Annotated in this window: 14 protein-coding genes and 2 pseudogenes; 11 read left to right on the plus strand and 5 right to left on the minus strand. The window is 68.9% G+C overall.

Going from position 1 to position 14,625, the window contains the following annotated elements; all coding sequences use genetic code 11:
• Positions 1 to 14: 14 nt before the first annotated feature.
• Entirely contained in the window at positions 15 to 971 is a 957-nt protein-coding gene (locus MHEC_RS10470; protein WP_048892153.1) for a 5'-3' exonuclease, read from the minus strand.
• Between the two features lie 23 nt (positions 972 to 994).
• Here MHEC_RS10470 and MHEC_RS10475 point away from each other — a divergent pair, with 23 nt between their 5' ends.
• Positions 995 to 2,119 (plus strand): M24 family metallopeptidase, encoded by a 1,125-nt coding sequence (locus MHEC_RS10475; RefSeq protein ID WP_048892129.1) that lies wholly within the window; start codon positions 995 to 997, stop codon positions 2,117 to 2,119.
• 54 nt (positions 2,120 to 2,173) lie between these two features.
• The gene (locus MHEC_RS10480; RefSeq protein ID WP_048892130.1) at positions 2,174 to 2,839 is read left to right on the plus strand and encodes a GNAT family N-acetyltransferase; all 666 of its coding nucleotides are present in this window, start codon (positions 2,174 to 2,176) and stop codon (positions 2,837 to 2,839) included.
• A gap of 254 nt (positions 2,840 to 3,093) precedes the next feature.
• Here the strand turns inward: MHEC_RS10480 and MHEC_RS10485 are convergent, their stop codons facing one another.
• The gene (locus MHEC_RS10485; RefSeq protein WP_048892131.1) at positions 3,094 to 3,507 is read right to left on the minus strand and encodes a F420-dependent biliverdin reductase; all 414 of its coding nucleotides are present in this window, start codon (positions 3,505 to 3,507) and stop codon (positions 3,094 to 3,096) included.
• A gap of 35 nt (positions 3,508 to 3,542) precedes the next feature.
• On the opposite strand from MHEC_RS10485, the gene MHEC_RS10490 reads away from it, so the two are divergent.
• The 6 genes and pseudogenes from MHEC_RS10490 to MHEC_RS10515 all read left to right on the plus strand — a co-directional run bounded on the left by MHEC_RS10490 (position 3,543) and on the right by MHEC_RS10515 (position 8,268).
• Positions 3,543 to 4,292, plus strand: coding sequence for an SDR family NAD(P)-dependent oxidoreductase (locus MHEC_RS10490; RefSeq protein ID WP_048892132.1), 750 nt, complete (start codon positions 3,543 to 3,545; stop codon positions 4,290 to 4,292).
• On the plus strand, positions 4,289 to 5,470 hold the full coding sequence (locus MHEC_RS10495; RefSeq protein WP_048892133.1) for a bifunctional cobalt-precorrin-7 (C(5))-methyltransferase/cobalt-precorrin-6B (C(15))-methyltransferase: 1,182 nt from the start codon (positions 4,289 to 4,291) through the stop codon (positions 5,468 to 5,470). Before MHEC_RS10490 ends, MHEC_RS10495 begins: the two co-directional genes overlap by 4 nt.
• A complete protein-coding gene (gene cobM, locus MHEC_RS10500; protein ID WP_048892134.1) occupies positions 5,467 to 6,213 on the plus strand; it encodes a precorrin-4 C(11)-methyltransferase in 747 nt (248 codons plus the stop codon). Before MHEC_RS10495 ends, cobM begins: the two co-directional genes overlap by 4 nt.
• Complete coding sequence (locus MHEC_RS10505; RefSeq protein ID WP_162490233.1) at positions 6,210 to 6,962, plus strand: cobalt-precorrin-6A reductase; 753 nt, start codon at positions 6,210 to 6,212, stop codon at positions 6,960 to 6,962. Before cobM ends, MHEC_RS10505 begins: the two co-directional genes overlap by 4 nt.
• 134 nt (positions 6,963 to 7,096) lie before the next feature.
• A pseudogene (locus tag MHEC_RS24845) lies at positions 7,097 to 7,456 on the plus strand (AAA family ATPase); the annotation flags it as partial.
• Positions 7,457 to 8,004: 548 nt separating this feature from the next.
• Positions 8,005 to 8,268 carry a DinB family protein gene (locus MHEC_RS10515; protein ID WP_200902191.1) on the plus strand — a complete coding sequence of 88 codons (264 nt, stop codon included), beginning with the start codon at positions 8,005 to 8,007 and terminating at the stop codon, positions 8,266 to 8,268.
• Here MHEC_RS10515 and MHEC_RS10520 read toward each other — a convergent pair.
• The 3 genes and pseudogenes from MHEC_RS10520 to cobG all read right to left on the minus strand — a co-directional run bounded on the left by MHEC_RS10520 (position 8,243) and on the right by cobG (position 11,468).
• Entirely contained in the window at positions 8,243 to 9,703 is a 1,461-nt protein-coding gene (locus MHEC_RS10520) for a precorrin-2 C(20)-methyltransferase (RefSeq protein WP_048892137.1), read from the minus strand. The two genes, MHEC_RS10515 and MHEC_RS10520, sit on opposite strands and share 26 nt — an antisense overlap.
• Positions 9,700 to 10,323: a precorrin-8X methylmutase gene (locus MHEC_RS10525; protein ID WP_048892138.1), complete on the minus strand. Its 624-nt coding sequence runs from the start codon at positions 10,321 to 10,323 to the stop codon at positions 9,700 to 9,702. Before MHEC_RS10525 ends, MHEC_RS10520 begins: the two co-directional genes overlap by 4 nt.
• Positions 10,324 to 10,327: 4 nt before the next feature.
• Positions 10,328 to 11,468: pseudogene (cobG, locus tag MHEC_RS10530) on the minus strand (precorrin-3B synthase).
• Between the two features lie 128 nt (positions 11,469 to 11,596).
• Between cobG and MHEC_RS10535 the strand changes: the two are divergent.
• The 3 genes from MHEC_RS10535 to mtnC are packed head-to-tail and all read left to right on the plus strand — an operon-like array spanning position 11,597 to position 14,456.
• Complete coding sequence (locus tag MHEC_RS10535; RefSeq protein WP_048893491.1) at positions 11,597 to 13,192, plus strand: bifunctional S-methyl-5-thioribose-1-phosphate isomerase/methylthioribulose 1-phosphate dehydratase; 1,596 nt, start codon at positions 11,597 to 11,599, stop codon at positions 13,190 to 13,192.
• A complete protein-coding gene (locus MHEC_RS10540) occupies positions 13,189 to 13,764 on the plus strand; it encodes a 1,2-dihydroxy-3-keto-5-methylthiopentene dioxygenase (protein WP_048893492.1) in 576 nt (191 codons plus the stop codon). Before MHEC_RS10535 ends, MHEC_RS10540 begins: the two co-directional genes overlap by 4 nt.
• Positions 13,761 to 14,456, plus strand: coding sequence for an acireductone synthase (gene mtnC, locus MHEC_RS10545; protein WP_048893493.1), 696 nt, complete (start codon positions 13,761 to 13,763; stop codon positions 14,454 to 14,456). The genes MHEC_RS10540 and mtnC overlap by 4 nt, the downstream gene beginning before the upstream one ends.
• Positions 14,457 to 14,625 lie beyond the last annotated feature (169 nt).

Genomic DNA, 14,625 nt, shown 5'->3' on the forward strand with positions numbered 1-14,625 from the left:
CCGGGGCCGAGCCGTCACCCTGGCAGCGAGTCCAGCGCCTTTTGCAGCCGGACGACCGGCGAACCGACGCCGAGTCGAGTCGCCAACTTCGCGGCGCGTCGGGGATGGGCAGCCACCAGCGGCACGGCATCGGTCGACGCCGACAGCTTGACCGGTGCGTCGGTGGCCACCCGCACCACCGGTCCGGCCGCCTCGATGTAGTCGGCGGCCTGGCGCAACTTTGCCCGAAGTGCATTGGGCATAGCCGATTTCGGATCCTCGGCGGCGGCCAGGATCGCGGCCAGCGAGCCGTGCTCGGCGAGCAACCTCGCGGCGGTCTTCTCACCGATGCCCGGCACACCGGGAAGCCCATCTGAGGGGTCGCCACGCAGCAGCGCCAGCTCGGCGTAAGCGGAGCCGGCCCGATCGGCGGGCAGCCCGTATCGCTCAGCCACCTCACGAGGACCCAGCGGGGTCGCCTTGGTCAGCCCGCGTCCCAGGTAGAGCACCCGCACCGGCACTGGATCGTCGGCCACTACTTGCAGCAGGTCCCGGTCGCCGCTGACTACCAGGACCGGGTCCCGGCGTTCCCGCGCGGCCAGCGTGCCGATCACATCGTCGGCCTCATAGCCCGGCGCACCCGCGGTGCAGATGCCGAACGCGTCGAGGATCTCCTCGATCATCTGCACTTGCGGGGTCAACTCGTCGGGCACCGCTTCGATATCGGGTTGCGCATCAGGGTTTTCCTGCTCGACGCGGTGCGCCTTGTACGACGGGAGGCGGTTGACCCGGAACTGCGGGCGCCAGTCCAGATCCAGGCACACCGCCAACCGGGCGGGCCGCTGGTGAGTGATCAGCACGGCCATGGAGTCGAGGAAGCCGCGCACCGCGTTCACCGGCCGCCCGTCCGGGGAGGTAATCGACGACGGCACCCCGTAGAAGGCCCGAAACCACATGCTGGCCCCGTCGAGCAGCAAGAGGGGTGCTGACATGCTGGCCACGTTAGCCTGAGGCCATGGGTCCGCGGCGATTCGACGCAGACGTCTATGCCCACCGGCTCTCCGAGGCGGCGGCCACCACCGCCGCGGCCGGGCTGGACGGTCTGGTGATCACCCCCGGCGACGACCTGCGGTATCTGGTCGGTTCGCGCGCACAGACCTTCGAACGGCTGACCGCGCTGGTGGTGCCTGCGTTCGGTGAACCGAGCATGGTGGTGCCGCGACTCGAGTTGGCCTCGCTCAGGGAATCGGCTGTTTCGGAATTGGTTCTGCCGGTGTGGGATTGGGTGGACGGCGACGACCCCTACCAGCTGGTGGTGGCGGCGCTCGGCGGTGCTCCCGCAACCTGCGCGGTCGCCGAATCCATGCCCGCGCTGCACTTATTGCCGCTGGCGGCAGCTCTGGGTGTGACGCCGGTGCTGGCCACAGGAGTGCTGGGCGGGCTGCGGATGATCAAGGACACCGCCGAGATCGACACGCTACGCCAGGCCGGTGCGGCTATCGACCGGGTGCACGCCCGCGTGCCGCAACTGCTGGCGCCCGGCCGAACCGAGGCCGACGTCGCCGCCGATATTGCCGACGCGATTGTCGCCGAAGGACATTCGGAGGTGGCGTTCGTCATCGTCGGTTCCGGGCCCAATAGCGCCGACCCACACCACGAATGCTCCGATCGCACACTGCAAGTCGGTGACGTCGTCGTCGTCGACATCGGCGGCGCCTGCGAGCCCGGATACCACTCCGACTCGACCCGGACCTACAGCATCGGTGAGCCGGAAGCTCAAGTGGCCCAACAGTATTCGACACTGCAGCGGGCACAGCGCGCCGCCGTCGGTGCGGTGCGACCAGGCGTGACCGCGGAACAGGTCGACGCCGCGGCCCGCGACGTCTTGGCCGACGCCGGGCTCGCCGAATATTTCGTACATCGGACCGGCCACGGCATCGGGTTAGCGGTGCATGAAGAGCCCTACATCGTCGCCGGCAACAAGCTGCCGCTGGCCGCGGGCATGGCGTTTTCCATCGAGCCCGGCATCTATTTTCCGGGCCGATGGGGAGCGCGCATCGAAGACATCGTCGTGGTCACCCAGGATGGTGCGATGTGTGTCAACAACCGGCCACATGAGCTGATCGTGGTCCCGGCCTGATGCGCCCGGCACGAAGCTCGATGCGCACCGGCGTGGGCCGACTACGCTAATGCGATGACCGACCAAGACCGCGCCGCGGCCCGCCGCGACATCGCCGATGCTCTGCTCAACGCCCTGGAACGCCGCCACGAAGTGCTCGACGTGATTGTGGCAGCCGACGATCGGCCCGCTGCAGTCGACGCGATCGTCGCGTTGCTGGGCACCTCGCGGCTGGGCGGTGAGGCGGTGATGTCGATGTCGTTTGACCAGCTCACCAAGGACGCCCGCCGCAAAATCGCTGCCGAACTTGACGATCTCAACAGCCAGCTGAGCTTCACGCTTAACGAGCGGCCCGCCAGCTCGGGCGACAGCCTGGAGCTGCGCCCATTCGCCGGCGACGCCGACCGCGACATCTTCGCCGCCCGGACCGCGGACACCGGTGCCTCAGGCGACGGATCCGGTGGGCCCGCAGGCGGTCTCGACGACGAAATCCGTTCGGCGCTGGCGCGAATCGAGGCCGAAGAGGCCGCATGGTTCGTCGCCGTCGACGGAACGCAAAAGGTTGGCATGGTCTTCGGGGAGCTCGCCCGCGGCGAAGTCCACGTCCGGATCTGGATCCACCCCGATTACCGGCATCGCGGCTACGGCACTGCTGCGCTGGCCCAGTCGCGACCGGAAATGGCGCGCTATTTCCCTGCGGTGCCGCTGGTGATCCGAGCGCCGGGCGCCAGGCCGGCCTAACGATCGTTAGGTATCGGCGGGATCCCGTTTGCCGACTGGTGGGGGCCGCAGGCTGAGGCCGCCGGGAACAACGGCCTTCGGTGGTGTCGGCGTCGGGGCACCTCCCGGCGCGTGCGCGGGCGCAGTCTTGCCCGAGCCCACGCCCCGGGCCATGCCGGATCCCAGGTTTCGCCCGATACGGCGCCGCGAGACTTCGGCCAAAAAGCAGTGGATGAAATGGACGATTTGGCCCGCCTGCGGGGTAGGCCAGCCCGCTAATCGCTGGTGCGCTCCAGCAGGTCGGCAGACCCCAGCACTCGCTCTACCTGCACCTCGATCACCACCCGTCGCGGGTTGGGCCGCGGCGTGCGATAGCGCTGCGCATAGCGCAACTCGGCGTCGCGCACCGCGTCGATGTCGTTGTTGACCTTGGCGCGGCCCTCCAATGACAGCCAGCGGGCGCCGTCGACCTGGCTGAGTACAGCAATCCCGCCGCGCTCGGCGTTGAGCGCCTTCTGCGAACCGCCGGTGGTGATGACCCGGGCAACATGCGTCTTGGGGTCGAAGGTGAACCCCACCGCCACCACATGCGGCGATCCATCGGCGCGCAGTGTGGTCAGCATCGCCAGATGCCGCTCGGTGAGAAACGCCAGCGCGTCGTTGCTGAGCCGAGCCGTGGTCTTCGCCATCGCGGCCCACGTTAGCGCAGGCAATAATCGCAGCCGTGGATGACACGGGTGGCAGGCTGCTGGTCATCTTCGGTGGCCGCAGCGAAATCGGCATCGAACTGGCGCGGCGCCTGGCGCCCGGCGCGACGGTGGTGCTGGCCGCGCGGCGGGCCGACCGGCTCGGGGAGCAGGCCAAGATGCTGCGCGCAGCGGGCGCAGCGATCGTGCACACCCGCGAGTTCGACGCCGACGACCTGGAATCCCACGGACCGGTGGTGGAAGCGATTATCGCCGAGCACGGTCCCATCGACACCGCGGTGCTGGCTTTCGGCATCCTCGGCGACCAGGCCCGCGCCGAAACCGATGCCACGCACGCGGTCGCCATCGTGCACACCGACTACGTCGCCCAGGTCAGCTTGCTCACCCATCTGGCGGTGGCCATGCGGGCTGCCGGGCGCGGTTCGCTGGTGGTGTTCTCCTCGGTGGCCGGGGTGCGGGTGCGCCGGGCCAACTACGTCTACGGCTCGGCGAAGGCAGGCCTGGACGGGTTCGCCAACGGACTGGCCGACGCGCTGCACGGCACCGGGGTGCGGCTGCTGGTCGTTCGGCCAGGGTTCGTGGTCGGGCGCATGACTCAGGGTATGACGCCCGCGCCGCTGTCCAGCACTCCGGCGCAGGTGGCCGCCGCGACCGCCCGGGCGCTGGCCAAGGGCCGGCGTACCGTGTGGATTCCGTGGGCGCTGCGGCCGGCGTTTGTCGTTCTGCGACTGCTGCCACAGTTCCTCTGGCGACGGATGCCGCGATGAGCCACGTGGTGGTCGTGGGGATCGGCGCGGACGGCATGGCCGGCCTGCCGGAGGCATCGCAGCGCGAATTACGCAGGGCTACCGTCATTTACGGGTCACAGCGGCAGCTCGATCTGCTCGACGGCAGCGTGGCCGCGACACGCCGGCAATGGCCGTCGCCAATGCTGCCCGCGCTGCAGGGCCTGCTCGACGACGCCGCCCACGACGTGCACGTACTGGCCAGCGGCGACCCGCTGCTGCACGGGATCGGCGGAACCCTGATCCGGCTGTTCGGCGCCGAGCGGGTGCACGTGTTGCCGCACGTGTCGGCCGTGACGCTGGCCTGCGCGCGGGTGGGCTGGACCGTTGCCGACACCGAGGTGATCAGTTTGGTCACCGCCGAGCCGCACACCGCGATGCGTCGCGGTGGGCGGGCGATCGTGCTGTCCCGCGACGCCACCACTCCGCTGAAACTGGCACGACTGCTCACCGAAAACGGCCGCGGCGACTCTGAGCTCGTCGTTCTCGAGCAGCTCGGCGGGCCCGGGGAACGCCGTCGTGACGGCACCGCCCGCCAGTGGGCCGCCCGCGCGCCACTCGACATCGACGAGCTCAACGTGATCGCCGTGCATTACCTGCCCGACGAGCGGGTATCACCGGTGCCCGACGCCGCGTTCGCCCATGACGGGCAGATCACCAAACAGAGCATGCGCGCGGTGACGCTGGCCGCGCTGGCGCCGCGACCGGGGGAGCGGTTGTGGGATGTAGGCGCGGGTTCGGGCAGCATCGCTGTCGAGTGGTGCCAAAGTTGGCATGGCTGCTCCGCGGTGGCGTTCGAACGAGACGACGCGCGCCGCGGCAACATTGCGCGCAACGCCGTCGCGTTCGGTGTCCACATTGACGTGCGCGGTGCGGCTCCTGACGCTTTCGACGGTGCGCCGGCCCCGTCGGCGATCTTCATCGGCGGCGGGGTGACCCAGCCGGGCCTGCTCGATGCCTGCCTGGCGCACCTGCCGACCGGCGGGCGCTTGGTTGCCAACGCCGTCACCGTCGAATCGGAAGAGGTTCTGGCACAAGCCTATTCGCGGCTAGGTGGCAGGCTGCAGCGCTTCCAGCACTATCACGCTGAGCCGCTGGGCGGTTTCACTACGTGGCGTCCGCAACTGCCGGTCACCCAATGGGAGGTGACCAAGCCGTGACGGTGTATTTCATCGGCGCCGGGCCCGGTGCCGCCGACTTGATCACCGTGCGCGGGCAGCGGCTGCTCGAACGCTGTCCGGTGTGCCTTTACGCCGGCTCCATCATGCCCGCCGACCTGCTGGCGCTGTGCCCGCCGGGCACCCGGGTCATCGATACCGGCCCGCTGACACTGGAGCAGATCATTACCGCGATCGCCGACGCGGACGCCGCCGGCCACGACGTGGCGCGGCTCCATTCCGGTGACCCGTCGCTCTACAGCGCCGTGGCCGAACAGTGCCGACGACTCGACGCGCTGGGCATCGACTACGAAATCGTGCCCGGCGTACCGGCTTTCGCTGCAGCGGCCGCCGCTTTGCGCCGCGAGCTGACCGTTCCGGGAGTCGGGCAGACGGTGACGCTGAGCAGGGTGTCCACCGTATCGACACCGATGCCGCCCGGTGAAGACCTCCCCAGCCTGGCCCGGCGCGGCGGCACATTGGTGCTACACTTGGCCGCCGCGCAGATCGATGCGATCATTCCTGAATTGCTGTCCGGCGGTTACCGTCCCGAAACACCCACGGCCGTAGTGGCTTTCGCCAGCTGGCCGCAGCAGGTGATGCTGCGCGGGACGTTGACCGACATCGCCGAAAAGATGCACGACGCGGGTGTCACCAAGACGGCGATCATCATCGTCGGTGAGGTACTGGCCGCAACGGAATTCGCCGACAGCTACCTGTATTCGGCTGAGCGAAGGACGCACTGATGCGGGTGTTGCTGCTGGGCGGCACCGCCGAAGCGCGGGCACTGGCCGCGCGGCTGCATCCGCACATCGACATCATCAGCTCGCTGGCGGGGCGGGTGCCCGACCCCGCATTGCCCGTTGGGCCGGTGCGGATCGGCGGGTTTGGCGGCGTCGAGGGGCTGTGCCGCTGGTTGCGCGACGAGCGCATCGACGCTGTCGTCGACGCCACGCACCCGTTCGCGGCCACCATCACGGCGCATGCCGCTTCCGCATGCGGGCAACTGGGGCTGCCACATCTCGTCGTTGTCCGCCCAGCGTGGGAGGCCGACGATGCCATCGCCGTTAAGTCGGACTCCGAGGCGGCTAAAACTGTTGCAGAGCAACGCTATTCGCGGGTATTTCTGACCACGGGACGATCTGGCGTCGCAGCATTCGCCGACAGCGATGCGTGGTTCTTGATCCGCGCTGTCACCGCACCCGACGCCCGTTGCCTGCCGCGACGTCACCAATTGCTACTGTCCCGCGGGCCCTATCACTACGACGGTGAATACGCGCTGCTGCGCGAGCACCGCATCGACGCGCTGGTCACCAAGAACAGCGGTGGTGAGATGACACGGGCCAAGCTCGACGCCGCCGCAGCGCTGCACATCCCGGTGGTCATGGTCGACCGTCCGCGACTGCCGGCCGGCGTGACGACCGTCGGCACCGTCGACGAAGCCGCCGAATGGGTTGCCGAGGCGGTTGGGCGATCAGATGCAAAAACCCGCTGAAACAGGGATCCGCGGGGCTGCGGCGTCGTTGCGCAGCGGCGGCTGACGCTCGACGAGAGGTTGTACCCATGCGACGGCGACCTCGTCGGATAGGCGTTTCGTGATTAGCTGCTGAATTACCGCGTCAGTGGCGGATGTGCGGATATAGTCGGCGCGTGATCAGCGGCGATCCGCTGACTGGGCGTGAGGGTGAACTCAAACTTATTCGCCGTGCACTGAGCGGGTTTGGCAAGTACTCCGGCGTGGTCATCGCCGGTGCTGCGGGTGTGGGCAAAACGCGGCTCGCTCGAGAGGTATTGGCTCGCGCGGCGGCGGCAGGCGACCGCACCAACTGGATCGTAGGCACCGAGTCCGCGCGACCGCTGCCGTTGGGCGCATTCGCCGCTTTGCTTACCGACGCGATGGCCGAGCCGTTGCCCAACGTGCGGTGGCTGATCAATACCTTTGTCGCGCAACAGCATCGAGGCCAGGTGCTGATCGGTGTCGACGACGCGCATCTTCTCGACGGGTTGTCGGCGCATGTCGTGCACCAATTGGCGTCGACCCGTGGCGCGCGGCTGGTGGTGACCGTGCGAACCGGCGCAGACGAGCCCGATGCCGTAACGGCGTTGTGGAAGGATGAGCTGCTGACGCGGCTGGACCTGGAACCGCTGTCCGCCGCAGCCACCCGCTGCGTGATCGAAACCAGCGTCGGTGGATCGGTGGACGCCCTCAGCGCCGGGCGGTTTTGGAAGCTGACGGGCGGCAACGCACTGTTTTTGCGGCAGCTGGTCGCCGACCAGATCGCGGCCGGCCGAATGCGGCAGGTCGCCGGGGTGTGGATGTGGGACGACGACGTCGCGGTGTCGCCGAGCCTCAGCGACATGCTGGGTCGGCAGCTGCGTCGGATGACGCCCGGGGTGGCACGGGTCGTCGACACCCTGTCGCTCTGCGAACCACTGCGCGTGGACGTGCTCTGCGACCTGGTGCAACGCCGAGATCTCGAATCTGCCGAGCAGATGGGTCTAGTCACCGTGGAACGCGTGGGCGACGAGAGACCCTCGTGCCACGGCTCACCCGGGATGTGTTGGTGCACACCTGGGATCTGGCCCGCGCCGTCGGGGCAGATGACCGACTCGATCCCAACTGGTGTGCACTGTTTTTCGGGCAGCTGCCGGCAGAGCCTGATGCCCTTCGTGCATCAGGGATGTTCGCGGCGCCGGTCGCCGTCGACGACGACACCGACATCCAGTCGCGGCTTCTCGCCCGCCTCGGCCGCGATCCGGCCTGGGTTGCGCGCTTCAGCGCGGGTACCTTCGCGGGGTGAACACACGGTCGTCGCACCACTGCGTCTGCGACGAGCCGACAATCAACAGGCAGCGCATGTCGACCTCGGCCGGGTCCAAGTCGGCCAGCCGCACCACCACCACACGCTCGTCCGGGCCCGACACGTCACGACCGATCACCACAGGGGTACCGGGATCCCGGTGGCTCAACAGCAGATCCCGCATCGCGGCAACCTGCCAGGTGCGCGTCTTCGACGCCGGGTTGTAGATCGCCAACACCATGTCGGCGGCGGCCGCGGCAGACAGCCGGGCCGCGATGACGTCCCATGATTTGAGCCGGTCGGACAGCGAGATCACCGCGTAGTCGTGACCCAGCGGCGCGCCGACCCGGCTCGCGACCGCCTGCGCGGCGGTCATTGCCGGAATCACCCTGACCTGCACACCCGGCCATTGCTTGGCCTCCTCGAGCACCGCGGTGGCCATCGCGAACACCCCGGGATCACCGGACGACACCACCGCCACCGCGCGGCCCTGCTCGGCCAGCGCGCAGGCCAGCCGGGCGCGCGCTTCCTCGTCGGTGTTGTCGCTGGGATGACGACGTTGACCCTCGCGAACCGGGACGCGCTCCAGGTAGCGGCCATAGCCGACCAAATCGGTGGCAGCAGCAAGCTCGCGGCGGCTTTCCGGTGTCATCCAGTCGGCCTGCCCCGGGCCAAGTCCGACCACCGCCACGCGGCCGGCCCGCGATTCGCGGCGCCGACCGCCCGGCAGCAGTGCCAGCGAGAAGTACGGCACGCTGTCCTGGTCGACGTCGGCGGCTGGCAGCACCCGCTGCCCGGCGGTGCTGGCGCGCTCCACGTAGAAAGCATCATCCAGTCGGCCGGCTAGTGAAAGCGCTTCGCGCACAGCGGGATATGAGCGGCCCAGCTTCATGACCACCGCGGCGTCGGCGTCGACGAGCCGACGCGACAGCTCGGCGACACCCAAGGTGCCCGGCAGCACCGACAGCACCTCGTCGCCGGCTACCAACGGTGTCGCGATAGCGGCCGACGCCGCGCTGACCGACGTCACACCGGGCACGATGACCGCGTTGAACCGCCGCGTGAGCCGGGTGTGCAGATGCATGTAGGAGCTGTAGAACAGCGGATCGCCCTCGGCTAACAGCGCGACGTCGCGTCCGGCGTCCAGATGTGCCGCGATCCGGGAGGTGGCCTCGGCGTAGAAATCCTCCAGCGCACCGGCGTAACCGCCGGGATGATCTGTGGTCTCCGTGGTCACGGGATAGACCAGGTGCTCCTCGATCTGGCCCGGCCGCAGATACCGTTCGGCGATGCCGCGGGCGATGCTGCGGCCGTGGCGGGCGCTGTGATAGGCCACTACGTCGGCCTCGCCGATCACCCGGGCGGCCTTGACCGTCACCAACTCGGGGTCGCCGGGTCCGAGTCCGACGCCGAAAAGTGTTCCCCGCCTGCTCATTTGATGCTTGCCGCGATCGCGTTGACAGCAGCGGCGGCGATCGCGCTGCCGCCGCGGCGGCCTCGCACGATCAAATACGACATCCCGCGTGGGCGCTCGATAAGCTCCTGCTTGGACTGCGCAGAGCCGACGAAGCCCACCGGGCCGCCCAGCACCGCCACCGGCGCCGAGACCCCCTCGTCGACCAGTTCCAACAGCCGAAACAGGGCGGTGGGCGCGTTCCCGATCGCCAGCACCGCGCCCGCCAGACGGTCGGCCCACAGCTCCATCCCGGCCGCCGAGCGGGTGGTGTGCCGGCGGACGGCCAGCTCGGCGGCCCGGGGATCGGCGACCAGCGACACGATCTCGTTGCCGGGCAGGCGGTCCGAGGTGATCCCGGCGGCCACCATGGACGAATCGCACAGCACCGGCGCGCCGTCGCAGAGCGCGGCGCCTGCGCGGGCGACGACGTCGTCGCTGTAGGCCACCTCCTCGGCGAGGTCGACCTGGCCGCAGGTGTGGATCAGCCGGACGACGACTTGCTCGACGTCGGGGGGAAATCGGGCTAAATCCGCTTCGGCCCGGATGGTCGCGAACGACTGCCGGTAGATCTCGGCCGCATCGCGAACGTAGTCGAGCACCCGCTCACCTTAAGACTTCTGGTGGTAACGACCCGCCGCGCCCGGCTTCGCCGCGCAGCAGTCGGTATCCCTCCCCGGTGGCCACCAGCACCTGACCGACCGGAGGGCTGCCGCAGGCCCGCTCGCAGCCGACGAAGTGGCGGTGCACACCGCTATCCGCGGCCAGTGACCGTGCGGCGTCGGCGCGCACATCGGCGGCCGACCGCGCGCAGCCGGGGCGGCCGGTGCAGGCGCTGACCGACAGCCACGGGGAGTTCGCGTCGAACGCCAGCCCCTGCGGCGCCAGCACCCGCAGCGCGGCGTCGGCCGTGGGCTCATCGAGGTCGCACACCAGCACCGAGCGCCACGGTGTGACCACCACCGGTGCCCCGAGGGCCGCCAGGCATTCAGCGACCCGGGCGGTCAATACGCCCAGCGGTACTGCCGCGCCCAACGCGATGCGCCCGTCGTCCTGGGGCAGCCAGCCCACCGGCGGCCGAAGGACCGTGGGACACGATGCCGCCGCGAGCTGCACACCAGGCAGCAGGATCGAAGGGTCAGCCAATTCGCTCACCCGCCATGCATTTCCGCGAATCTCCACAAATTTCGCCGCCAGTTTCACCAGGGCGGCTACAACGTCATCGACCACCGGGCGAATGCCGGTGTCGCGCCCGGCCAGCAGCAGTGCGACGCCGTCGTCCACAACATGCACGCCGATGTCGGCGGCCAACCCGGACACGTCGCCGCGGCCGTCGTCAACACTGAACCAAAACCGTCCCGGCAATCGAGCAAGCGCCGGTTCGGCGCATAACGCCGCGTCCAGCTCGGCCACCCACCCGCGCACGTCGGCCAACCCCCACCCGCCCGGACAGCGGCGAGGCGACGATGTTGCGGACCCGCTCGTGCGTCGTCGACGGCAGCAGGTCGGCCCCCGCGAGCGCCCCGGCCAGCGCCTTTGTGTCGGTGATGCCCCGGATCTGAACGTTGCCACGCGCGGTCAGCTCCAGTACGCCCGACCCGTGGCGACTCGACACACTGGCCAGCACGGCCAACTGCGCAGCGGTGATCATCCCACCGGGCAGGCGCACCCGCGCCAGGGCGCCGTCGGCCGCCTGGTGTACCTCGAGCGCACCCGGACAGCGGTCCCGGTCGCGTGCTCTGCTCACCCGCCTACCGTACGGCCGATGGCTGTCTTCCTCACGATCCGCGGGACGCAAAACCTGGCATGTGGCCGTTACCGGGGTTGAATACGACGTGGAGGGACGAGTGAGGCGCAGTGGCGAAGGTTGCAGCGATGGCTGAGCGCTCGGTGAAGTGGGCCGACGGCGCGCTGGTTGCCATCGACCAGCGTGCGCTGCCGCACCAGGTGCGCTGGTTGCGGATCACCACGGTGGACGAGCTCATCGACGCGATCAAGACGCTGGCCATTCGTGGGGCTCCCGCGATCGGGGTGTCCGGGGCGTTCGGCGTGGCGCTGGCGGCGTTTGCGCACGTCGGCGACGCCCAGAAGGTGGAACTGGAGGCCGCCCGGATCGCAGCGGCCCGGCCCACCGCGGTCAACCTGGCTTGGGGGGTGCAGCGCGCGCTGGCCAGGTTGCCGCAGGGCGCACGGGCGGTGCTGGACGAAGCCCGAGAGATGCTGGCGGAGGGGGAGCGCGTCAACCGCGCCGCCGCGACCCACGCGGCGGACCTGGTGCAGCGGTTATGCCCGGATCGGCGATTGCGCATCCTCACCCATTGCGACACCGGGCCGTTGGCGACGGCCGCTTTCGGGACGGCGCTGGGCGCACTGCAGGTGCTGCATACCCGCCACGCGATCGACGAGGTGCTGGTCGACGAGACTCGCCCGCTGCTGCAGGGCGCCCGGCTGGCGACTTGGGAGCTTGCCCAGGCCGGAATCCCGCACCGGCTGGCCGTCGACTCGGCCGCGGCGTGGGCGATGGCCACCGGGCAGGTGGACTGCGTGCTTGTCGGCGCCGACCGCATCAGCGCCGACGGGTCGGTCGCCAACAAGATCGGAACTTACGGCCTGGCACTGGCGGCCCGCCACCACGGGATCCCGTTCGTTGTCGTTGCACCCGAATCGACCCGCGATCCGGGCACCGCGACCGGGCGCGACATCGTCGTCGAACAGCGCAGCGCAGGCGAGATCACCCACCTCGGCGACGTCGCCACTGCACCGGCCGACACCGCGGTGTTCAACCCCGCATTCGACGTCACCCCACCGGAACTGATCACCGCAGTGGTCACCGAGAACGGTGTAATCGGTGAAGCCAAACACGTTGCTGCAAGCCAGATTCCCCGCATCGCCCGGGACTTGTATTTGCGCGGCTGGATGCCGGGCACCGCAGGCAACATCTCGGTCCGTGCCGGCCAGGCCGCGCTGATCACCGGCAGCGGGCTGTCCAAAGGAGAGCTCACTGCAGAGGATCTGGTGTCGGTGAATATTGCTGATTCCCAGCAGCTTTCCGGGTCACGGCGACCCTCGGCGGAGACCGCGATCCACACTGCGATCTACCGGGCCACCGACGCCCAGGCGGTGGTGCATGTTCATCCGCCGCACGCCACCACCCAGTCGATCGGTGCACCGAAGACCTTGCGGTTCAGCGGCTATGAGCTGATCAAGGGGCTGAGTGCGGCCGATAGGATCGACATCCCGGTGTTCGCCAATCACGCTGACGTGGCCCGCATCGGCGCCGAAATCCAGCGTCATCTGAGCGAGCACCCGGACGCCCCGCCGGTGCTGTTTGTCGCCGGGCACGGCGTCACCGCATGGGGCGCCGACCTGGCGCAGGCCCGCGACCGCGTGGAATGCCTGGAGGCCATGTGCGAGCTGGTGACGCTCACCGGTCGCCGTGACATCGGAACACCCTCGGAGGAACCATCGTGACGCTGCTGCAAGTGATGGCCGACAGTGACGCCGCTGACGTGCGCCTGCGCACCGACAACCCCACCCAGATCGGTGCCGAACTCGCCAAACACGACATTGTTTTCGACCGTTGGCCCACCCTGCCGGGGCTTGGTGCCTCCGCGCCGACCGAGGGCATCCTGGCCGGCTACGACGACCGCATCGCCGAGCTGAACGCCGATGGCCGCTACCAGGTCATCGACGTGGCCCGGTTGCACCCCGACGATGCCGATCCGAGATGGCCGGCCCTCGCCAGCGCGGCTCGCGAGAAGTTTCGGTCCGAGCACCGTCACGCCGAGGACGAGGTGCGCTTCTTCGCGGCCGGCCGCGGCTGCTTCTATCTGCACCTGGATCACGACGTGGTTGCGGTGGTGTGCACGGCCGGTGACCTGTTGTCGGTGCCGGCCGGCACTCGGCACTGGTTCGACATGGGTGAACGTCCCGATTTCGTGGCGATCCGGTTCTTCGAGCAGCAGGACGGCTGGATCGGCGACTTTACCGGCGACCCCATCGGCGAACGCTTCCCGACACTAGACGAGCTCGTCGCCGCATGATCGCTGCGATCGTCCTCGACATCGAAGGCACCACCAGCCCGACCCGATCGGTGCGAGAAAACCTCTACCGCTACACCAAAGCCCACCTTGCGCAATGGCTGGCCGACAACGGCGACGGCCCAGCCGATCCGGTGATCGCGGCCACCCGGGAGCTATCCGGGCGGCCCGACGCCGACCTCGGCGAAGTCGCCGAAATCTTGTGCCGCTGGCTAGATTCGGACACCAAGGTCGAACCGTTGAAGACCGCCCAGGGCCTGATCTGCGCAGCAGGCTTCCGTAGCGGCGCACTGCACGCAGAGTTTTTCGACGACGTAGCCCCGGCCTTGAAATCCTGGCATGACGCGGGCATCGCGCTTTACGTCTATTCGTCGGGTTCGACACGCAATCAACAGGATTGGTTCACCTACACGCGCGACGGCACGCTCGCCTCCCTGATCGCCGGCTGGTTCGACCTGGCCAACGCCGGCAGCAAACGCGACGTGGCCTCCTACCACACGATCGCCGACGCTATCGGGCTGCCCGCGGAGCAGATCCTGCTGTTGTCCGACCACCCCGACGAACTCGACACCGCGGTTGCCGCCGGTTGGAATGTGCTCGGCGTGACCCGGCCGGGCGAGCCCAATGCGCCGCGGCCGCCGCATCGCTGGGTCAGCTCATTCGCCGAGGTCGACGTCGTTGCGGTGGCCGATTAGCCCGCAGTGTAATAGCTGTGCTTTGCGTGACCCGCGAGCCCGACGCTGCCACGCCGGGATGATTCCGGGCCAACCTCGTCCTATCCGTTTGCCAGCGAAAAATCGACAACCACCGCTAACCGCCGGCTGAGTCAGCGTAGTGTCTGCCAAAAGATGGGGCCCGGGAGGT

Source organism: Mycobacterium heckeshornense (assembly GCF_016592155.1).
In the GTDB taxonomy this organism is placed as follows: Bacteria; Actinomycetota; Actinomycetes; order Mycobacteriales; family Mycobacteriaceae; genus Mycobacterium; species Mycobacterium heckeshornense.